16 protein-coding genes are annotated in these 15350 nt (G+C 68.4%); 10 read left to right on the top strand and 6 right to left on the bottom strand.

Features of this window, described 5'->3' with window-relative positions; all coding sequences use genetic code 11:
• The first annotated feature begins 32 nt into the window (after positions 1-32).
• From C8C95_RS08930 to C8C95_RS08915, 4 genes are read left to right on the top strand one after another with little or no spacing between them, the layout of a single operon-like run.
• Positions 33-587 (top strand): SET domain-containing protein-lysine N-methyltransferase, encoded by a 555-nt coding sequence (locus tag C8C95_RS08930; protein ID WP_056056636.1) that lies wholly within the window; start codon positions 33-35, stop codon positions 585-587.
• On the top strand, positions 584-1438 hold the full coding sequence (locus C8C95_RS08925) for a biotin--[acetyl-CoA-carboxylase] ligase (protein WP_116748339.1): 855 nt from the start codon (positions 584-586) through the stop codon (positions 1436-1438). Before C8C95_RS08930 ends, C8C95_RS08925 begins: the two co-directional genes overlap by 4 nt.
• 46 nt (positions 1439-1484) lie before the next feature.
• A complete protein-coding gene (locus C8C95_RS23770; RefSeq protein ID WP_116748338.1) occupies positions 1485-2210 on the top strand; it encodes an SPOR domain-containing protein in 726 nt (241 codons plus the stop codon).
• An 11-nt stretch (positions 2211-2221) separates the two neighbouring features.
• On the top strand, positions 2222-2965 hold the full coding sequence (locus tag C8C95_RS08915) for a DUF6882 domain-containing protein (protein WP_116748337.1): 744 nt from the start codon (positions 2222-2224) through the stop codon (positions 2963-2965).
• Positions 2966-2996: 31 nt separating this feature from the next.
• Here C8C95_RS08915 and C8C95_RS08910 read toward each other — a convergent pair whose 3' ends face one another.
• The 3 genes from C8C95_RS08910 to C8C95_RS08900 form a co-directional block, all read right to left on the bottom strand.
• Positions 2997-4001: an MBL fold metallo-hydrolase gene (locus C8C95_RS08910; RefSeq protein ID WP_116748336.1), complete on the bottom strand. Its 1005-nt coding sequence runs from the start codon at positions 3999-4001 to the stop codon at positions 2997-2999.
• A 150-nt stretch (positions 4002-4151) separates the two neighbouring features.
• Positions 4152-5603 carry a sensor histidine kinase gene (locus C8C95_RS08905; RefSeq protein ID WP_015016304.1) on the bottom strand — a complete coding sequence of 484 codons (1452 nt, stop codon included), beginning with the start codon at positions 5601-5603 and terminating at the stop codon, positions 4152-4154.
• Between the two features lie 80 nt (positions 5604-5683).
• On the bottom strand, positions 5684-6358 hold the full coding sequence (locus tag C8C95_RS08900; protein ID WP_015016303.1) for a response regulator transcription factor: 675 nt from the start codon (positions 6356-6358) through the stop codon (positions 5684-5686).
• Positions 6359-6507: 149 nt separating this feature from the next.
• Here C8C95_RS08900 and C8C95_RS08895 point away from each other — a divergent pair, with 149 nt between their 5' ends.
• The 3 genes from C8C95_RS08895 to C8C95_RS08885 all read left to right on the top strand — a co-directional run bounded on the left by C8C95_RS08895 (position 6508) and on the right by C8C95_RS08885 (position 9885).
• The gene (locus C8C95_RS08895; protein ID WP_116750201.1) at positions 6508-7164 is read left to right on the top strand and encodes a response regulator; all 657 of its coding nucleotides are present in this window, start codon (positions 6508-6510) and stop codon (positions 7162-7164) included.
• Positions 7161-8573: a HAMP domain-containing sensor histidine kinase gene (locus tag C8C95_RS08890; protein WP_243415657.1), complete on the top strand. Its 1413-nt coding sequence runs from the start codon at positions 7161-7163 to the stop codon at positions 8571-8573. The genes C8C95_RS08895 and C8C95_RS08890 overlap by 4 nt, the downstream gene beginning before the upstream one ends.
• A 100-nt stretch (positions 8574-8673) precedes the next feature.
• Positions 8674-9885 carry a serine hydrolase domain-containing protein gene (locus tag C8C95_RS08885; protein ID WP_116748334.1) on the top strand — a complete coding sequence of 404 codons (1212 nt, stop codon included), beginning with the start codon at positions 8674-8676 and terminating at the stop codon, positions 9883-9885.
• Between the two features lie 24 nt (positions 9886-9909).
• Here C8C95_RS08885 and C8C95_RS08880 read toward each other — a convergent pair whose 3' ends face one another.
• Positions 9910-10845, bottom strand: coding sequence for an N-formylglutamate amidohydrolase (locus tag C8C95_RS08880; protein WP_116748333.1), 936 nt, complete (start codon positions 10843-10845; stop codon positions 9910-9912).
• A gap of 164 nt (positions 10846-11009) precedes the next feature.
• The gene (locus tag C8C95_RS08875; protein WP_056057580.1) at positions 11010-11975 is read right to left on the bottom strand and encodes a tripartite tricarboxylate transporter substrate binding protein BugE; all 966 of its coding nucleotides are present in this window, start codon (positions 11973-11975) and stop codon (positions 11010-11012) included.
• A gap of 107 nt (positions 11976-12082) precedes the next feature.
• Here C8C95_RS08875 and C8C95_RS08870 point away from each other — a divergent pair, with 107 nt between their 5' ends.
• Positions 12083-13006 (top strand): LysR substrate-binding domain-containing protein, encoded by a 924-nt coding sequence (locus C8C95_RS08870; RefSeq protein ID WP_116748332.1) that lies wholly within the window; start codon positions 12083-12085, stop codon positions 13004-13006.
• A 9-nt stretch (positions 13007-13015) separates the two neighbouring features.
• On the opposite strand, the gene C8C95_RS08865 is transcribed toward C8C95_RS08870, so the two are convergent.
• Positions 13016-13537, bottom strand: a complete 522-nt coding sequence (locus tag C8C95_RS08865; protein ID WP_116748331.1) for a MarR family winged helix-turn-helix transcriptional regulator — start codon at positions 13535-13537, stop codon at positions 13016-13018.
• Between the two features lie 140 nt (positions 13538-13677).
• Here C8C95_RS08865 and recA point away from each other — a divergent pair, with 140 nt between their 5' ends.
• Entirely contained in the window at positions 13678-14754 is a 1077-nt protein-coding gene (gene recA / locus C8C95_RS08860; protein WP_056057577.1) for a recombinase RecA, read from the top strand.
• A gap of 84 nt (positions 14755-14838) precedes the next feature.
• Positions 14839-15297, top strand: coding sequence for a recombination regulator RecX (gene recX, locus C8C95_RS08855; RefSeq protein ID WP_116748330.1), 459 nt, complete (start codon positions 14839-14841; stop codon positions 15295-15297).
• The last annotated feature ends 53 nt before the right edge of the window (positions 15298-15350 follow it).

Raw genomic sequence — 15350 nt, 5'->3', positions numbered from 1 at the left:
GTGTGCATATTCAAGTTAACAGAGTTTTTGCCATGCCCCGCACCGCACCGCCTGCAACCCCGACCCCCGCGCAGGGCCGTCGCATCCAGACCCGGCGTTCGGGCGTGCACGGCAAGGGCGTTTTTGCCGTGCAGGATATTGCAGAGGGCGAAGTCCTTGTCGAATACACGGGTGAAGTGATCGGCTGGCAGGAGGCGCAGGACCGGCACCCGCACGACCCCTTGCAGCCCAACCACACGTTCTACTTCCATGTGGATGAAGACCACGTGATCGATGCAAAGTTCGGTGGCAATTCGTCGCGCTGGATCAACCACAGCTGCAACCCCAACTGTTATGCCGACGAGCGGGACGGCCGCATTTTCATCACCGCGCTGCGCAACATCAAGGCGGGCGAAGAGCTGAACTACGACTACGGCCTGATCATTGAAGAGCGCTACACCCCGAAGCTCAAGGCCGAATACCCCTGCTGGTGTGGCAGCCCCAACTGCCGGGGCACGCTGCTGGCGCCCAAGCGCGGCTGGGCACCTCCCGTGCCGCTGCCGCCGTCCAAACCGTCCGCCAAGGCCGCCAAAAAGGCCCGGCGATGAATGCCCCCATCCGCTGGCCTGCCGAGGCCGTCTGGGAAGCGGTGTCACCGCTGTTACCGGGCTTTACCGTCGAGGTGCTGCCCACCATCGACTCCACCAACACCGAATTGATGCGCCGTGCGCGCAACGGCCAGTGCGAGCCCACCCTGCTGGTGGCCGAGCAGCAGACCGCCGGGCGCGGGCGGCTGGGGCGGGTATGGCAAAGCGATGTGGGGGCTTCTCTCATGATGTCCTTGGGCTTGCCGCTGGCACCCAAGGATTGGTCGGGCCTGTCGCTCGCCGTGGGGGTGAGCGTGGCCGAGAGCCTGCAGCCCGTGCTGCCGCCGCTGGGTGCGAACCAGCCCGCTCGCGTGGGACTCAAGTGGCCCAACGACCTCTGGCTGGGCGGTGCGGCGGGCGACCGCAAGCTGGGCGGCATTCTGGTGGAGACCGCGAGTTTTGTGGCGCCCCAGACTGTGGCTTCGCAGGCCAGCACCAGCACCGCGCGCTATGTGGTGGTGGGCATTGGCATCAACGTGCTGCCGCGCAGCCCCGAGGGCATGAGCATGCCCCCCGGCAGCCTGCAGGAGGTGGAGCCGGGCCTGGACGCACCTACCGCCCTGCTGCGCATCGTGCCGCCGCTGGTGGCCATGCTGCAGTCGTTTGCGGGCTATGGCTTTGCGCCCATGCAGCCCCGCTTTGCGGCACGTGATGTGCTGCAGGGCCGCGCGGTGACGCTGAGCGACGGCCACACCGGCACCGCGCATGGCGTGGGCGATGATGGCGCGCTGCTGGTGCACACGGCCGGTGGCATGCAGGCCATCACCAGTTCTGAAATCAGCGTCCGGCCGGCGGCGGTGCCACCGGTGTGAGCCCGCTTTTCCTTCCGATGCGAGTGTTCTTGAAAGGCCGCGCCCCATGCTCCGTCTTGCCGTGATCGTGCTGCTGCTGGCCAACGCGGGCTACTACGCGTGGTCGCAGGGGCTGCTGCGCCAGTTTGGCTATGCGCCGCAAGAGCAGTCCGAGCCCCAGCGCATGAACCAGCAGATCCGGCCCGAGACGCTGCAGATCCTGAAGGTCAACCCCAGCAAGACCTCCTCCGCTGCGCCCCCCACCCCCACTTCCCCCTCCCAGGCCACCGCCGCCAACGACTCCCCCACTCCCGCCTCCACACCGGCTGCCCCGGCCCCCGCAGACTCTGCCGAGTGCCTGCAGGCCGGCGTCTTCGACGAGCGCCAGGCCGAAGTGCTGCGCACGGCGGCTGCCGGGTTGCCCGCCGGTAGCTGGACGCTGGAGCCCACGCCCGTGCCGGGCCGCTGGATGGTCTACATGGGGCGCTTTGACGACGTGGAAACACTGGACCGCAAACGCGCCGAGCTGCGCGCCCGCAAGGTGGACCACGACCGCGCCGGGGGCACGCTCGAACTGGGCTTGTCGCTGGGCCGCTTCGCATCGAAAGAGGCGGCCGAGCGCGAGCTGGCCAACCTTGGCAACAAAGGCGTGCGCACGGCGCGCGTGATCCAGGAGCGCGCCGAATCCCCCGGCTTCACGCTGCGCCTGTCCTCTGTGAACGACGCGCTGCGGGCACAGCTGGATGTGCTGCGCACGGCCATGGCGGGCAAGACGCTGCGCACCTGCGGCTGAGCACCTTCACCATGAACGAAGAGCCGACATCCATCCAGTGCGGCGAGCACGGAGAGGCCGCACCCACCTACGTGTGTGGTCATCTGTGCCGCCACCCGGTGCAGCGCTGGTTTTGCGATGCGCCGTCGCCAGACACCCCTTACCCGGACGCCTGGTGTGCGAGCTGCCATACCGAGCTGCTCAAGACAGGCGGCGAGTGGAACGAACACAACGCGGACTGCCTGGACCTCCAGATCCTGTGCCACCACTGCTACCAGGACGCCATGGCACGCAGCGTGGGGGCCCTGGACGGTGATGCCGAAGCCGCCTGGATCGATGCGGTGACACAGGGGCACCATGCGCTGCGGGACAAGCAGCGCGCACTGGAGCAGGACCACGGCATCTCGCACTTTGAACGCTGGGACTACGACCAGGCGGCAGGCACCTTGACCTTTTCAGACGGCGGTGTGCCCCGTCTGGTGGCCGACATCGAGTTCATCGGCTCCGTGTCGGAGGCCAGCGGCACCTGGCTGTGGGCCTGGGCCAATTTCCACAACGAGGCCCCGGTGGTGTCGCGCATCGCTGCGGTGCGGGAGTGGGGCGAAACCCAAGGCTTCCTGCACCTCACGGTGCCGCTGTGGAAGGGCGATGCTACCGATGGCTGGGAGCTGTCGGGCGTGGCCGCGCAGGTGCTGGGCGCCCAGGGCGTGTACCGCGTGCCCACGGGCCGGGGCTTTTTGTACATGGCCCTGATGTCGGTGCAGCGCGTGGCGTGAGCACGGTTGCTGCGCCAACCCCGGTGCAGCGCTATGGCAGCGGTATGGCGCGCGTCTCGCCCTGCCGCAGGAGCCAGACGCGGTCCAGCGGCAGGCCACGCTGCGCGAGCGCGGCGGCCAGGTCGCGCGGCGGGTGGTCGAAGGCCTCCTGCGTCAGCATGAACGTGCCCCAGTGCACACCCATGGCTTGCTTTGCCTCTACATCCAGCATGAGCTGCACGGCGTCTTCCGGGTTCACGTGCATGGGCTTCATGAAGTCGCGGGGCAGGTAGGCGCCGATGGGCAGGGCCAGAAAGTCCACCGGCCCCAGGCGTTGGCGGATGGCCTTGAAGTCTTCGCTGTAGCCCGTGTCGCCCGGGAACAGAAAGCGCCAGGGCGCCGCCGCCTGCGGGCGCGCCCATTCCAGCAGGTACCCGCCCCACAGCGAGGCATTGGTATCCCACGGGGTGCGGCGGCTCCAGTGCTGCGACGGTGTGAACACCACGCGCACGCCGGGGGCGATGTCGGTGTGCTCCCACCAGTTCAGCGCGGTGACCGGGCCCATGCCCCGCTGGGTGAACCAGTCGGCCAGCCCCAGCGGCACCACAAAGCGGGGTGACTGGCCCGCGTCGCGCAGCCGGCGCAAGGTGCCGTAGCACAAGTGGTCGTAGTGGTTGTGCGAGATCAGCACCACATCGATGGGCGGCAGGTCCTCGGGCGCCAGGGGCGCGGGCACACGGCGCGGGGCGCCGAAGCGGCCCAGGGGACCCGCAAAATCGCACAGCGTGGGTTCGATCAGCACGTTGAGGCCCGCCACCTGCAGCAGCATGGAGACATGGCCCAGCCAGGTGATCACGGGGGCCTGCTGGCGCTGCGCCAGGCAGGCAGGGTCCACGGGCTGCGTCCATTGCCGGGCAAAGGCCTCGTAGCCACCCGCCGGTTCGCTGCGCGGCTTGAAATCGCCGCGCAGCGAGCGCCAGACCATTTCGTACCAGGGGAAGTTGCCGATCACCACGTCAGGGTGCGTATTGGCAAAGCGGCGGGGTGGTGAGGTCATGGGGGGCTGCGTCCGTGCAAAAAAGATCGGGCCAAGCGACGAGGCCGCATGATGCCGGATGCCCGGCGCTGTGGCGGGTTGCCGGCGCATCAACCCTGCGGCGTGGTGGCCTTGTTCTCTGCCACGCCAGCGGCAGGGCCCGCCACAGGGTCAGCTGCCCGCCACCACGTCCCGCGCCGCAAACCGCACGCTGAAGCGCGCGCCGGGCGGGGTCTGGCCAGGCCGTGCGTCTTCAAGGGTGACCTCGGCATCGTGCTTGCTGGCAATCTCGAGCACGATGGGCAGGCCCAGGCCGGAGCCGTCGGCCTCGCTGCCCAGGGCGCGGTAGAACGGCTGGAACACCAACTCGCGCTCGGCCTCGGGCACGCCGGGGCCGGAGTCCTCGACCTGCAGCAGCAGCACATGGCCGAAGGTGTCGGCCAGAACGCGGGCGGTGACCACGCCGGGCTTGTCGGGCGTGGAGGGGGTGTAGTTGATGGCGTTGTCTACCAGGTTGCGCACCAGCTCCTTGAGCAGCGTGGGGTTGCCGTCGATCAGCACGCCCGGCGATCCAGGCTCGGCGCCGTCGTAGCCCAGGTCGATGTGCTTGTCGAGCGCACGGGGCACCGAGTCGCGCACCACCTCGATCACCAGGCGCGCCAGGTCGCAGGGCTGGCGGGCAATGCCCACGCCGCTGCCCTCGGCCCGCGCCAGCGCCAGCAGCTGGTTGACGGTGTGTGTGGCGCGGATGCTGGAGCGCCCGATCTGCTGCAGCGAGCGCTTGAGCTCTTCGGTGCTGGTGCCTTCGCGCTGGGCCAGGTCGGCTTGCATGCGCAGGCCCGCCAGCGGGGTCTTGAGCTGGTGGGCTGCATCGGCCAGAAAGCGCTTTTGCGTGGCCAGCGAATCGTTCAGCCGCGTGAGCAGGTCGTTGACGGACGACACCAGTGGCGCCACTTCGAGCGGCACGGTGCGATCGTCCAGCGGAGAGAGGTCGTCAGGGTTGCGCGCGCGGATGCGCTGCTCCAGCTGGTTGAGCGGCTGGATGCCCCGTGCCAGCGCCAGCCACACCAGCAGCACCGCCAGCGGCAGGATGACGAACTGCGGCAGCATCACGCCCTTGATGATTTCGGTGGCCAGCACGCTGCGTTTTTCACGCGTCTCGGCCACCTGGACCAGCGCCACCGGCGTGTCTTTCAGCGGCAGGCGCACCCAGATGTAGGCCACGCGGATGTCGATGCCGCGCATCTCGGCATCGCGCAGCCGCACCTCGCCCGACAGGGGCACCTCGTCGCTTGGGGGCTCGGGCAGTTCGCGCTCGCCCGAAAGGAACTCGCCGCCCGGGCCGATGACCTGGTAGTACACGATGTCGGAGTCGTCAGCCCGCAGGATCTCGCTGGCGGGCTGGGGCAGGTTGAACTGGGCCTTGTCGCCCACCACGCTCACGAGCTGGGCGAGGGCGTGGGCGTTGTACTCCAGCGCGCGGTCAAACGGTTTGTTGGCCAGGCCCTGCGCGACCAGCCAGGTCAGCGCGAGGCTCACGGGCCACAGCAGCAGCAGCGGCGTGAGCATCCAATCGAGGATTTCGCCGAACAGGGAGCGCTGCTCGCGCTGGAAGATCTTCACAGCGCCCGCCGTGGCAGTTTAGAAGCCAAAACACCCGATAGCGCTGGATTCATATGCACGAGCAGCTATCGTTTTGATAGTTAACTGGGGATCTTCTCAAGGCAGTAGCCCAGGCCGCGCACGGTGGCGATGCGGATGGGCCCGCCCTCGATCTTCTTGCGCAGGCGGTGGATGTAGACCTCGATGGCGTTGTTGCTCACCTCTTCGCCCCACTCGCACAGGCGCTCCACCAGCTGCTCCTTGCTCACCAGGCGGCCGGCGCGTTGCAGCAGCACCTCCAGCAGGCCCAGCTCGCGGGCCGACAGCTCGATCATCTTGCCGTCAATGGTGGCCACGCGGCCGGCCTGGTCGTACACCAGCGGGCCGTGTTTGATGGCGCTGCTGGTGCCGCCCATGCCCCGGCGCGTGAGGGCACGCACGCGGGCTTCCAGCTCTTGCAGGCTGAAGGGCTTGGCCATGTAGTCGTCGGCGCCAAAGTCCAGGCCCTTCACGCGCTCTTCCACGCTGTCGGCAGCGGTGAGGATGAGCACCGGCAGGGCGGAGCCCCGGCCGCGCAGCTTTTTGAGCACCTCCAGCCCATGCATCTTGGGCAGGCCCAGGTCCAGGATGAGCAGGTCGAACTCGTTGTTGGTCATGAGCGCCGCGTCGGCCTCGCTGCCGCTGGCGACATGGTCCACCACGGCGCCCGAGGCACGCAGCGTGCGCAGCAGGCCATCGGCCAGCACCTGGTCGTCTTCGGCAATGAGGATACGCATGCGGACTGTCTCCTTGGGTGGTGCGGCCCGTGGGCGGGCCTGTGTCGTCATTGTCTGCCTGTGCGAGGATTTTAGGGTGCCCAAAGACGCCAGCTCCCGGTCCGGCGCCTTTGGCTGGCTGCAAGCTGGGGGCACGGAAAATGGCGGCCATGCACATCCTGCTCATCGAAGACGACCTGGACCTGGGCCAGGCCCTGCTGCAAGCCCTGCAGCAGGGCGGCTTCACGGTGCAATGGCTGCGCAGCGTGGCCGCCACGCCGCCCCTGCCCGACGCCAACGAGGTCGCCGCCGTGCTGCTGGACCTGACCCTGCCCGACGGCCAGGGCATGGCGTTGCTGCGTCGCTGGCGCCGCGCGGGCCTCAGCCTGCCGGTGATCGTGATCACGGCCCGCACCGCCTTGCAGGACCGGCTTGACGGCCTGGACGGCGGTGCCGACGACTACGTGCTCAAGCCCTTCGATGTGCCCGAGCTGCTGTCGCGCTTGCACACCGTGCTGCGGCGCAGTGCCCGCCAGGCCAGCGAGGAGTGGACGCTGGGCGCGCTGCGCGTGGCGCCCCGGCGGCACGAGGCCTGGGTGGGCGACGAGCCCCTGGCGCTGTCACCGCGCGAGTTCCGGCTGCTGGTGGAGCTGGCGCGCGAACCCGGCAAGGTGGTGGCCAAGAACGTGCTTGCCCAGCGGCTCGAACCCCTGGGCGACGCGCTGGACGCCGCCACACTGGAGGTGCATATCTCCAACCTGCGCAAGAAGATCGGCGCAGAGCGCGTGGTCACGGTGCGTGGCGTGGGCTACCGGCTGCAGCCATGACACCACCTACCGAAACCCCCGCGCCCCCACGCGGCTGGTGGGGCCCGAGCCTCATGCGCCGCACCCTGCTGGCGCTGCTCGCGGCCATGGCGTTGGTGTGGCTGGTGCTGCTGGGCCAGGCGGCCATCACCCACTACCGCGCCATGGACACCAACCCCGGCGTGCGCCAGCTCGCGCAGGGGCTGGCAGGGGCGCTGGCCACGCTGGAGCAACCCGCCGAGGCCCGCGCGCTGGTGCACGGCATGGCCCACACCCTCAACGCCATGCGCGCCGATGTGGACCTGCTGCAGGGCACCTCGGTGCTGCTGCAGCTGCAGGACCGCACAGGCCAGCTTCTGCATAGCAGCACGGCCGGTGTGCGCGCGGTGGTGCTGGCAGGCGACGCGGGCCATGCCGCGATGGACGTGGCCGGCACAACCCATTGGGTGGCCTGGGAAAGCACGGGCCCCTGGCGCGTGGTGGTGGCCGAGCCCCGCCTGGCCGATGCGCGGCTGCTGGGCTTCATGGGCGAAGACCTGGCGGCCTCGGTGCTGCTGGCGCTGCCGCTGGTGGGCCTGCCGCTGTGGCTGGCCGTGCGCACCGGGCTGCGCCCGCTGGCGCGGCTGGATGCCCAGATCGCCGCGCGCTCGGCCAACGACCTGCGGCCGCTGCAGCACCTTCCGCCCCAGCGCGAGCTGCACGGCCTGGCCCAGTCGTTCGACCAGTTGCTGGCCCGCCTGCGGGCCCACCTGGCGCGCGAAAAGGCCCTGGTGCACGACGCGGCCCACGAACTGCGCACGCCCATGGCCGTCATCGCCACCCAGGCCCATGTGCTGGCGCAAGCCCCCGAAGGCCCCGCACGCGCGCAAGCCAGCGAGGCGCTGACGCGCGCCGTGCAGCGCGCCGCGCACCTGAGCGAACAGCTGCTCACGCTGGCGGCACTGGAGGAGGCCCCCGCGCAGCACCCCACCGCGCCCCAGGACCTGATGGCGCTGCTGCAGGACTGCCTGGCCGAGCGCGCGGGCTGGGCTGAGGGCCTGGGCGTGGAGCTGTCGCTCGACGGGCCGGACACCCTGAAGCTGCCGTTGGACCGCCAGCTGCTCTGGTCCGCCCTGGGCAATGTGCTGGACAACGCGCTCAAGCACGGCTGCGGCCCCGGTGCGGGGCGCGAGGTGCAGTTGCGGGTGCGGCAGGAGGGCGGCGACGTGGTGGTGTGGATTGCCGACGACGGTCCGGGCATAGCGGCCGGCGAGCAAGACCGGGTGTTCGAGCGCTTCTGGCGCTCGCCACGCGCGCGCAGCAGCGGATCGGGCCTGGGGCTCACCATTGCACAGCAGGCCATCGGCCACCTGGGCGGGCAGGTCCGCCTGGGGCCGGGGCTTCACGGGCGGGGCGTGGGCTTCACGCTGCGCTGGCCGGTGGCGGGCTGACAATCCGCACCCGGCAGCTCCACGCCCAGCGCAGATCTTTGGGTTCGCCCAAGGTTGGCGTTTCAACAATCCCGGCATCTTCTTCACTTCACGAGATGCCATGAACCGTACCCGCCCTGTTACCCCGTCCACGGTGCGCAGCGCCCTCCTCCTCTCGCGCCGCCACTGGCTGGCCGCTGCAGGCCTGTCCACGCTGGGCGGCGTGCTCACCGCCTGCGGCGGTGGCGACGACGACGGCCCCCGGGAAGCCCACAAGCGGGTGCAGACTCTGGCCCAAGGGCTGGTGAAGCAGGGCGTGGTGGGCGCAGCAGCCGGGTGGGCGGACCTGCGCCAGATCCGCACAGCCGTCGCGGGGCTGCGCCGCCTGGGGGGCAATACGCCCCTGGCCACGGGCGACCTGATGGCCATCGGCTCCAACACCAAGGCCATGACGGCCTGCGCGGCCGCGAGTGTGGTGGACCAGGGCCTGCTGCGCTGGGACAGCACGCTGGCCCAGACCTTGCCCGAGCTGGCACGGAGCGCCCTGCTCGCCTACCAGCAGATCACGCTGCGCGACCTGCTGGACCACCGCGCCGGGGTGATGGGTTTTTCAGCCATCGAAGACGTGGACCTGTTCGTGAATGCAGTGGGCCCCGAGGTGCTGGCGCGCTGGCAGCAACCTGCGGAGGCGGAGGCGTTCTTCCTGCAGTGGCTGCTGCGCCAGCCGCCCGTTCGCGGCACGGGCGCAGACCCGGGCTTTGCCTACTCCAATGCAGGCTATGCGCTGGCGGCCCGCATGCTGCGCGCGGCCACGGGCCTGGGGTGGGCGGATCTGCTGCGCCAGCGCGTGGCCCAGCCCCTGGGTCTTTCGCTCTTTGTGGGAGAGCCGATGCGTGCGGGCAGCCAGCAGCCCGCCGGGCATGAAATCCTGGACGGGCGGCTGCAGCCCCTGCCGCTGGCCGAGGCGCCGGAACGTGTGTGGCTGGAGGTCCTGGACCCGGCAGGCGCCGTGAGCCTGACGGTGGAGGAGGACGCACGGTGGCTGCAGTGGCATCTGCGGGCATTGCGCGGCGAAGCCACCCCCTTGCCCCGCAGCTATGTGAAGGGCCTGCAGGACCTGGGGCACGCCTCCGCAGGCCGCTATGGCCTGGGTTGGCTGGTGCATGCGGCGCACGGCACGGGCTGGCTGCTGCACAACGGCCAGGATGCGGGCTTTCAGGCGCTGTCGGTGGTCGCACTCGATGGTTCGCGCGCGGGCCTGGCCCACAGCAACATCGCCACGGCAGAGAGCATGGGCCTGCTCTACGAAGGGGTCTCCACGCTGGTGGCCTGAATCTGCCGGGCCTGCGCCGGGTGTTCAGCGCGGATCGTGTGCCAGCAGCCTTTGCACCAGGGCTTTCAGGTCGGCCTGCAGCCGCGCCATGCCCTCGGGCATCTGCGCGAGCGTCTGCTCGTCCATGTAGAGCTTGCGGTTGATCTCGACCTGGATGCTGTGGCGGCGCTGCGCGGGGTTGCCGTAGCGGCGCACCAGCTCCACGCCCTTGTAGGGGTGGTTGTATTCGACGCTGTAGCCGCACGCGCGCAGGTGCTCGCAGATCAGTGCCGACAGCGCAGGGCTGGCGGTGGTGCCATCGCGGTCGCCCACCACAAAGTCGGCATGCTCCAGCCCCGGAAACTCGGTGGCAAAGCGCCCGGCCACGGCGGGCATGGAGTGGCAGTTGAGGTGGATGCTGTAGCCGTGGCGCGCATGGGCAGCATCGATGGCCTGGGCCACGGCGGCGTGGTACGGGCGCCAGCAGCGGTCGATGCGCGCACGCACCTCGGCCACAGTGAGCTGGCGCTGGTAGATGGGTTCGCCCTGGTCGGTGAACTTCCAGATCAGTCCCTTGCCCAGGCGCACCTTGCTGAGCACCTTGGGGTCGGTGGAGATGGGGTCGGGCCAGTCGCCATCGAGCAGGCTGGTGTCCAGCTCGGTCGTATCGCGGTTGGCGTCCAGGTAGATGCGAGGGAAGTGGGCCTCGACCCAGGCCACGCCGAGCGCGGGGGCAAAGGCGTAGATCTTTTCGACGTGGGTGTCTTCGGCCCGGCGTAGCGTGGCCAGGTCGAGTGCGGAACCAAAGTCGTCGGGGTACCGGGTGCCGCTGTGGGGGGAGTCGAGGACCAGCGGTGTGCTGCCGGGCACCACAGTGACGGTGGCGGTCCTGGAGGGTTGTGTGGCAAGCCCCGGCGAGCCGGTGACGCCGGGCTGGGCTTGCTGGAAGCGGTGGTGGATCAGTTTCAAGGCTGCATGCATAGGCAGAGTGTGCGCAAAGGAGGGCGGCTGGCCTAGCCGCCCAGACCGGGATGTGACTATGGTTATCCCTGAGACCTTGAGCAGGCCCGGGAAGCAGGCTTGCCTGCGTTGTCTCACCATCCCAGCTGTGGCCGTCCCCGGGCCCAGGGCCCGGGGAAATCAGGTCAGTCGAGCACCACCTTGGCGTAGGCCGCCACGCGCTTCATCTTGTCGATCTCGCTGGCGATCTGGGCCGTGAATTCCTTGGGTGTGGTGCCCGAGGGGTAGAGGCCCTGGCCTGCCAGGCGCTCGCGCACGGCGGGCTCCTTCAGGGCCTGGGCGACGGCTTGCTGGATGCGCTCTGCCGCCGCTGGGGGCGTGCCCGCAGGGGCCACCAGACCAAACCATGAAGGCTCGTTGGCCTGCTTGTAGCCCAGTTCGGCGTAGGTGGGCACATCGGGCAACACATCCAGCCGCTCGGGCCACGACACCGCCAGCGCCTTGAGCTTGCCCGATTTGACGTGCGGGAGCGACGAAGCCACCTGGTCAAAGTACACCGCCACCTGGCCCGCCAGCACGTCGTTGATGGCCGGGCCTGCACCACGGTAGGGGATGTGCACCATGGAGGTGCCGGTGCTGCTCTTGAACAGCTCGCCCCACATGTGGCCGATGGTGCCGTTGCCGGGGGTGGCGTAAGACACCTTGCCGGGGTTGGCCTTGAGGTACTTCACCAGCTCCGCAAAGTCCTTGACAGGCACCACGGCCGGGTTGATCACGATGACGCCCGGGGCCTTGACGATCTCGGTCACGCCGATGAAGTCCTTGGTCGGGTGGTAGGGCAGCTTGGTGTACACGGCGGGGTTCACGCCATGGGTGGACAGCGTGGCCACGCCCAGGGTGAGGCCGTCTGCGGGCGCGCGGGCGACTTCGGCCATGCCGATGGAGCCGCCTGCGCCGCCCCGGTTTTCCAGCACCACGGGCTGCTTGAGGATGCGCGCCAGCGACTCTTGCAGGCTGCGGGCCGTGATGTCCGTGGCGCCCCCGGGCGGGAACGGAACGATGATGCGCAGGGGCTTGCCCTCTTGCGCCAAAGACATTCCGGGAGCGAAAGATACGGCGGCCAGTGCTGAGAGCAAGTGACGGCGTTGCATGGGCATTTCTCCTGTGAGTTGCATTGAGGTTAAAGGATTCAATGCGCTCTACCAAGCAATGGATATGCCTGATAACATTCCTGTTTGGAATGATTTGATTACTTACTATGTCATCTCTTCGCCGCCTCTCGCCACCCGTTCACCTGCTGCGGGCTTTTTCCACGGTGACGCGGTTCGGCGGGGTGTCCCGCGCGGCCGAGGCCCTGCACCTCACCCAAAGTGCGGTCAGCAAACAGGTCAAGGAACTGGAGACCTGGGTGGGCGTGCCGCTGTTCGAGCGCAGCCGCAAGCGCCTGGCGCTCACCCCCGCCGGCGAGCGCTACGAAAAGGCGGTGCGTGGCGTGCTGGCGCAGCTGGAGGCCGCCACGCTGGAGCTGATCACCAGCGATGACGGTGGGGGGGCGCTGCACCTGTCCAGCCTGCCCACGTTTGCGGCCAAATGGCTCATCCCACGCCTGCCGCAGTTCCAGCAGCAGCACCCGCAAATCACGCTGCACTTTGTGCCCTATGTGCACAGCTACGACTTCACCCGCCCCGAGCTGGACTGCGCCATCCTGTTCGGCGACGGCCACTGGCCCGGCGCGCACGCCCACCACATCACGGGCAACGAGGTGGCGCTGATCGCCCCCCGCACCAAGGTGGCCGACTGGGCCATCCACACACCGCGCGATGTGGCCCGCTACACGCTGCTGCGCCACGTGACCGTGCCCGAGGCGTGGTTGCGCTGGAGCGGGACGCACGGGGTGGAGGGCCTCATCGATCCGCTGGCCGGGCCACAGTTCGACCAGTTCCAGACCATGATCCGTGCCGTGATGGCGGGCATGGGCCTGGCGCTGGTGCCGCGCTGCCTGGTGCAGGATGAAATCACGGCAGGCCTGGTGCGCGAGCCCCTGCCCGACGCCGACCTGCGCGGCGGTTACCGGAGTGATGTGGGCTACTGGTTCTGCTACCCCGAGGGCCGCACGCAGCTGCACGCGCTGCAGTGCTTCAAGGAATGGTTGCTGGCGTGCGCCGAGCCGGTGGGGGCTTAGAACCAGTTCTTAGACGCCCGTTTCGCCGCCCGCATAGGCCTCCAGCCCGATTGCCACCACGGTGGCCACGTCATGGCCCACCTCGGCGCGGAACTCCGCCTCGGCCTGCGCCACGGCGTCCCGGAACGCTTGCAGCCACGCCAGGCCGGTGGGCGTGAAGCACACGCGGCGCGCCCGCGCATCCAGCGGGTCGGCCTCGCGCGTGACCAGCCCCCAAGCCTCGCACTGGTCCACCAGGTTGGCCATGGCCTGCTTGGTCATGCCCGCGCGCTGGGCCAGGTCGGTCAGCCGGTCGCCCTGCAAGGCCAGGTGTCGGGTGATGTGCACGTGTGCAGCCGTCACCTGGTCGCGTGCCGCCAGGTTGGACAGCGCCAGCGGCACCTCCACATTGCGCGCCATGAGCTGTAGCACCCGCGCGTCGAAGCGGCGCAGGGCGCTGCCCATCAGGCGGCCCAGGTGGGTCTGGCGCCAGCGGTCATCAGGCCCCGGGGCGGGCGTGGCAAGGGGGGCGGCTGGAGAAAAATCGGCCATGCGATATTGTCAGGCAAACTGACTAAAAATCGCTTTATCTGGATTTCATTGCTCGCATAAACTACTGTTCAAGCATCCAGCCTGTGATTAACCGCAGAGCGGTGCAAGCATCCAACCTGTTGTTTTTCAAGGAGTTTCTCATGGACGTCGCAGTCAAAGGCACCAACCCCGCATTGCCCGTGAACACGGAAAAGGCCAAGGCCCTGGCCGCCGCGCTCGCCCAGATCGAGAAGCAATTCGGCAAGGGCACGATCATGCGCCTGGGTGAAGGCGAGGTGATCGAGGACATCCAGGTCGTCTCCACCGGCTCGCTGGGCCTGGACATTGCGCTGGGCGTGGGTGGCCTGCCCCGTGGCCGTGTGGTCGAAATCTATGGCCCGGAATCGTCGGGCAAGACCACGCTCACGCTGCAGGTGATTGCCGAGATGCAAAAACAGGGCGGCACCTGCGCGTTTGTCGACGCAGAGCACGCTCTGGATGTGCAGTACGCCCAGAAGCTGGGTGTGCAGCTGTCCGACCTGCTGATCAGCCAGCCTGACACCGGCGAGCAGGCGCTGGAAATCGTGGACAGCCTGGTGCGCTCCGGCGCCGTGGACCTGATCGTGGTGGACTCGGTGGCTGCGCTCACGCCCAAGGCCGAAATCGAAGGCGAGATGGGCGACGCCCTGCCCGGCCTGCAAGCCCGCCTGATGAGCCAGGCGCTGCGCAAGCTCACCGCCACGATCAAGAAGACCAACTGCATGGTCATCTTCATCAACCAGATCCGCATGAAGATCGGCGTGATGTTCGGCTCGCCCGAAACGACGACCGGCGGCAATGCGCTCAAGTTCTATGCCTCGGTGCGCCTCGACATCCGCCGCACCGGCACGATCAAGAAGGGCGACGAAGCCATCGGCAACGAGACCAAGGTCAAGGTGGTCAAGAACAAGGTGAGCCCGCCCTTCAAGACGGCCGAGTTCGACATCCTGTTCGGTGAAGGCATCAGCCGCGAGGGCGAGATCATCGACATGGGCGTGACGGCCAAGATCGTGGAAAAGAGCGGTGCCTGGTACGCCTACAACGGCGAAAAAATCGGCCAGGGCCGTGACAACGCGCGTGAGTTTTTGCGCGAAAACCCCGACCTGGCCCGCGAGATCGAGAACAAGGTGCGCGAAGGCCTGGGCATTGCGCTGCTGCCTGGCGCACTGCAGGCCCCAGCAGCGGCTGCAGACGAGTGATTTCCGGTTTTTGAAGCTAAATAGCCTGCAGGCGCTCATATCATATGCGTCTGTAGCTATTGAAAATATAGCATTTGGTCAATCATGGGATTCACTGCGCTCTCGCTCAAAGGCCGTGCACTGCGGCTACTGAGCCAGCGGGAGCATTCGCGCGCCGAGCTGCAGCGCAAGCTCGCGCCCCATGTGCAGGAGGGCGAAGACCTGGAGGCTGTGCTGGACGACCTGCAGGCCAAGGACTTCATCAGCGAGGCCAGGGTGGTGGAGTCGGTGTTGCACCGGCGCGCAGGGCGTCTGGGTGCATCGCGCATCCGGCAGGAGCTGCAATCCAAGGGGCTGGGCGCAGAGGCCGTGCAGCAGGCGGTGGCCCAGCTGCAGGGCAGCGAACTGGAGCGTGCCCGCGAGGTGTGGCGCCGCAAGTTTGGCGAACCCGCCGCAGATCCGCAAACCCGCGCCAAGCAGATGCGGTTTTTGCTGGTGCGGGGGTTCTCGGGCGATGTGGCGCGGCGCGCGGTGCTGGGTGCCGATGCGTCTGACGAGGGCTGACCGCCACGCCAACAAGCGGGGCATCGGTCCCGCTTCCTGATGCGCTCTGAGGT

It is taken from the genome of Acidovorax sp. 99, from assembly GCF_003096455.1.
In the GTDB taxonomy this organism is placed as follows: Bacteria; Pseudomonadota; Gammaproteobacteria; order Burkholderiales; family Burkholderiaceae_C; genus Acidovorax; species Acidovorax delafieldii.
This window is presented reverse-complemented; position numbering and strand designations above follow the sequence as displayed.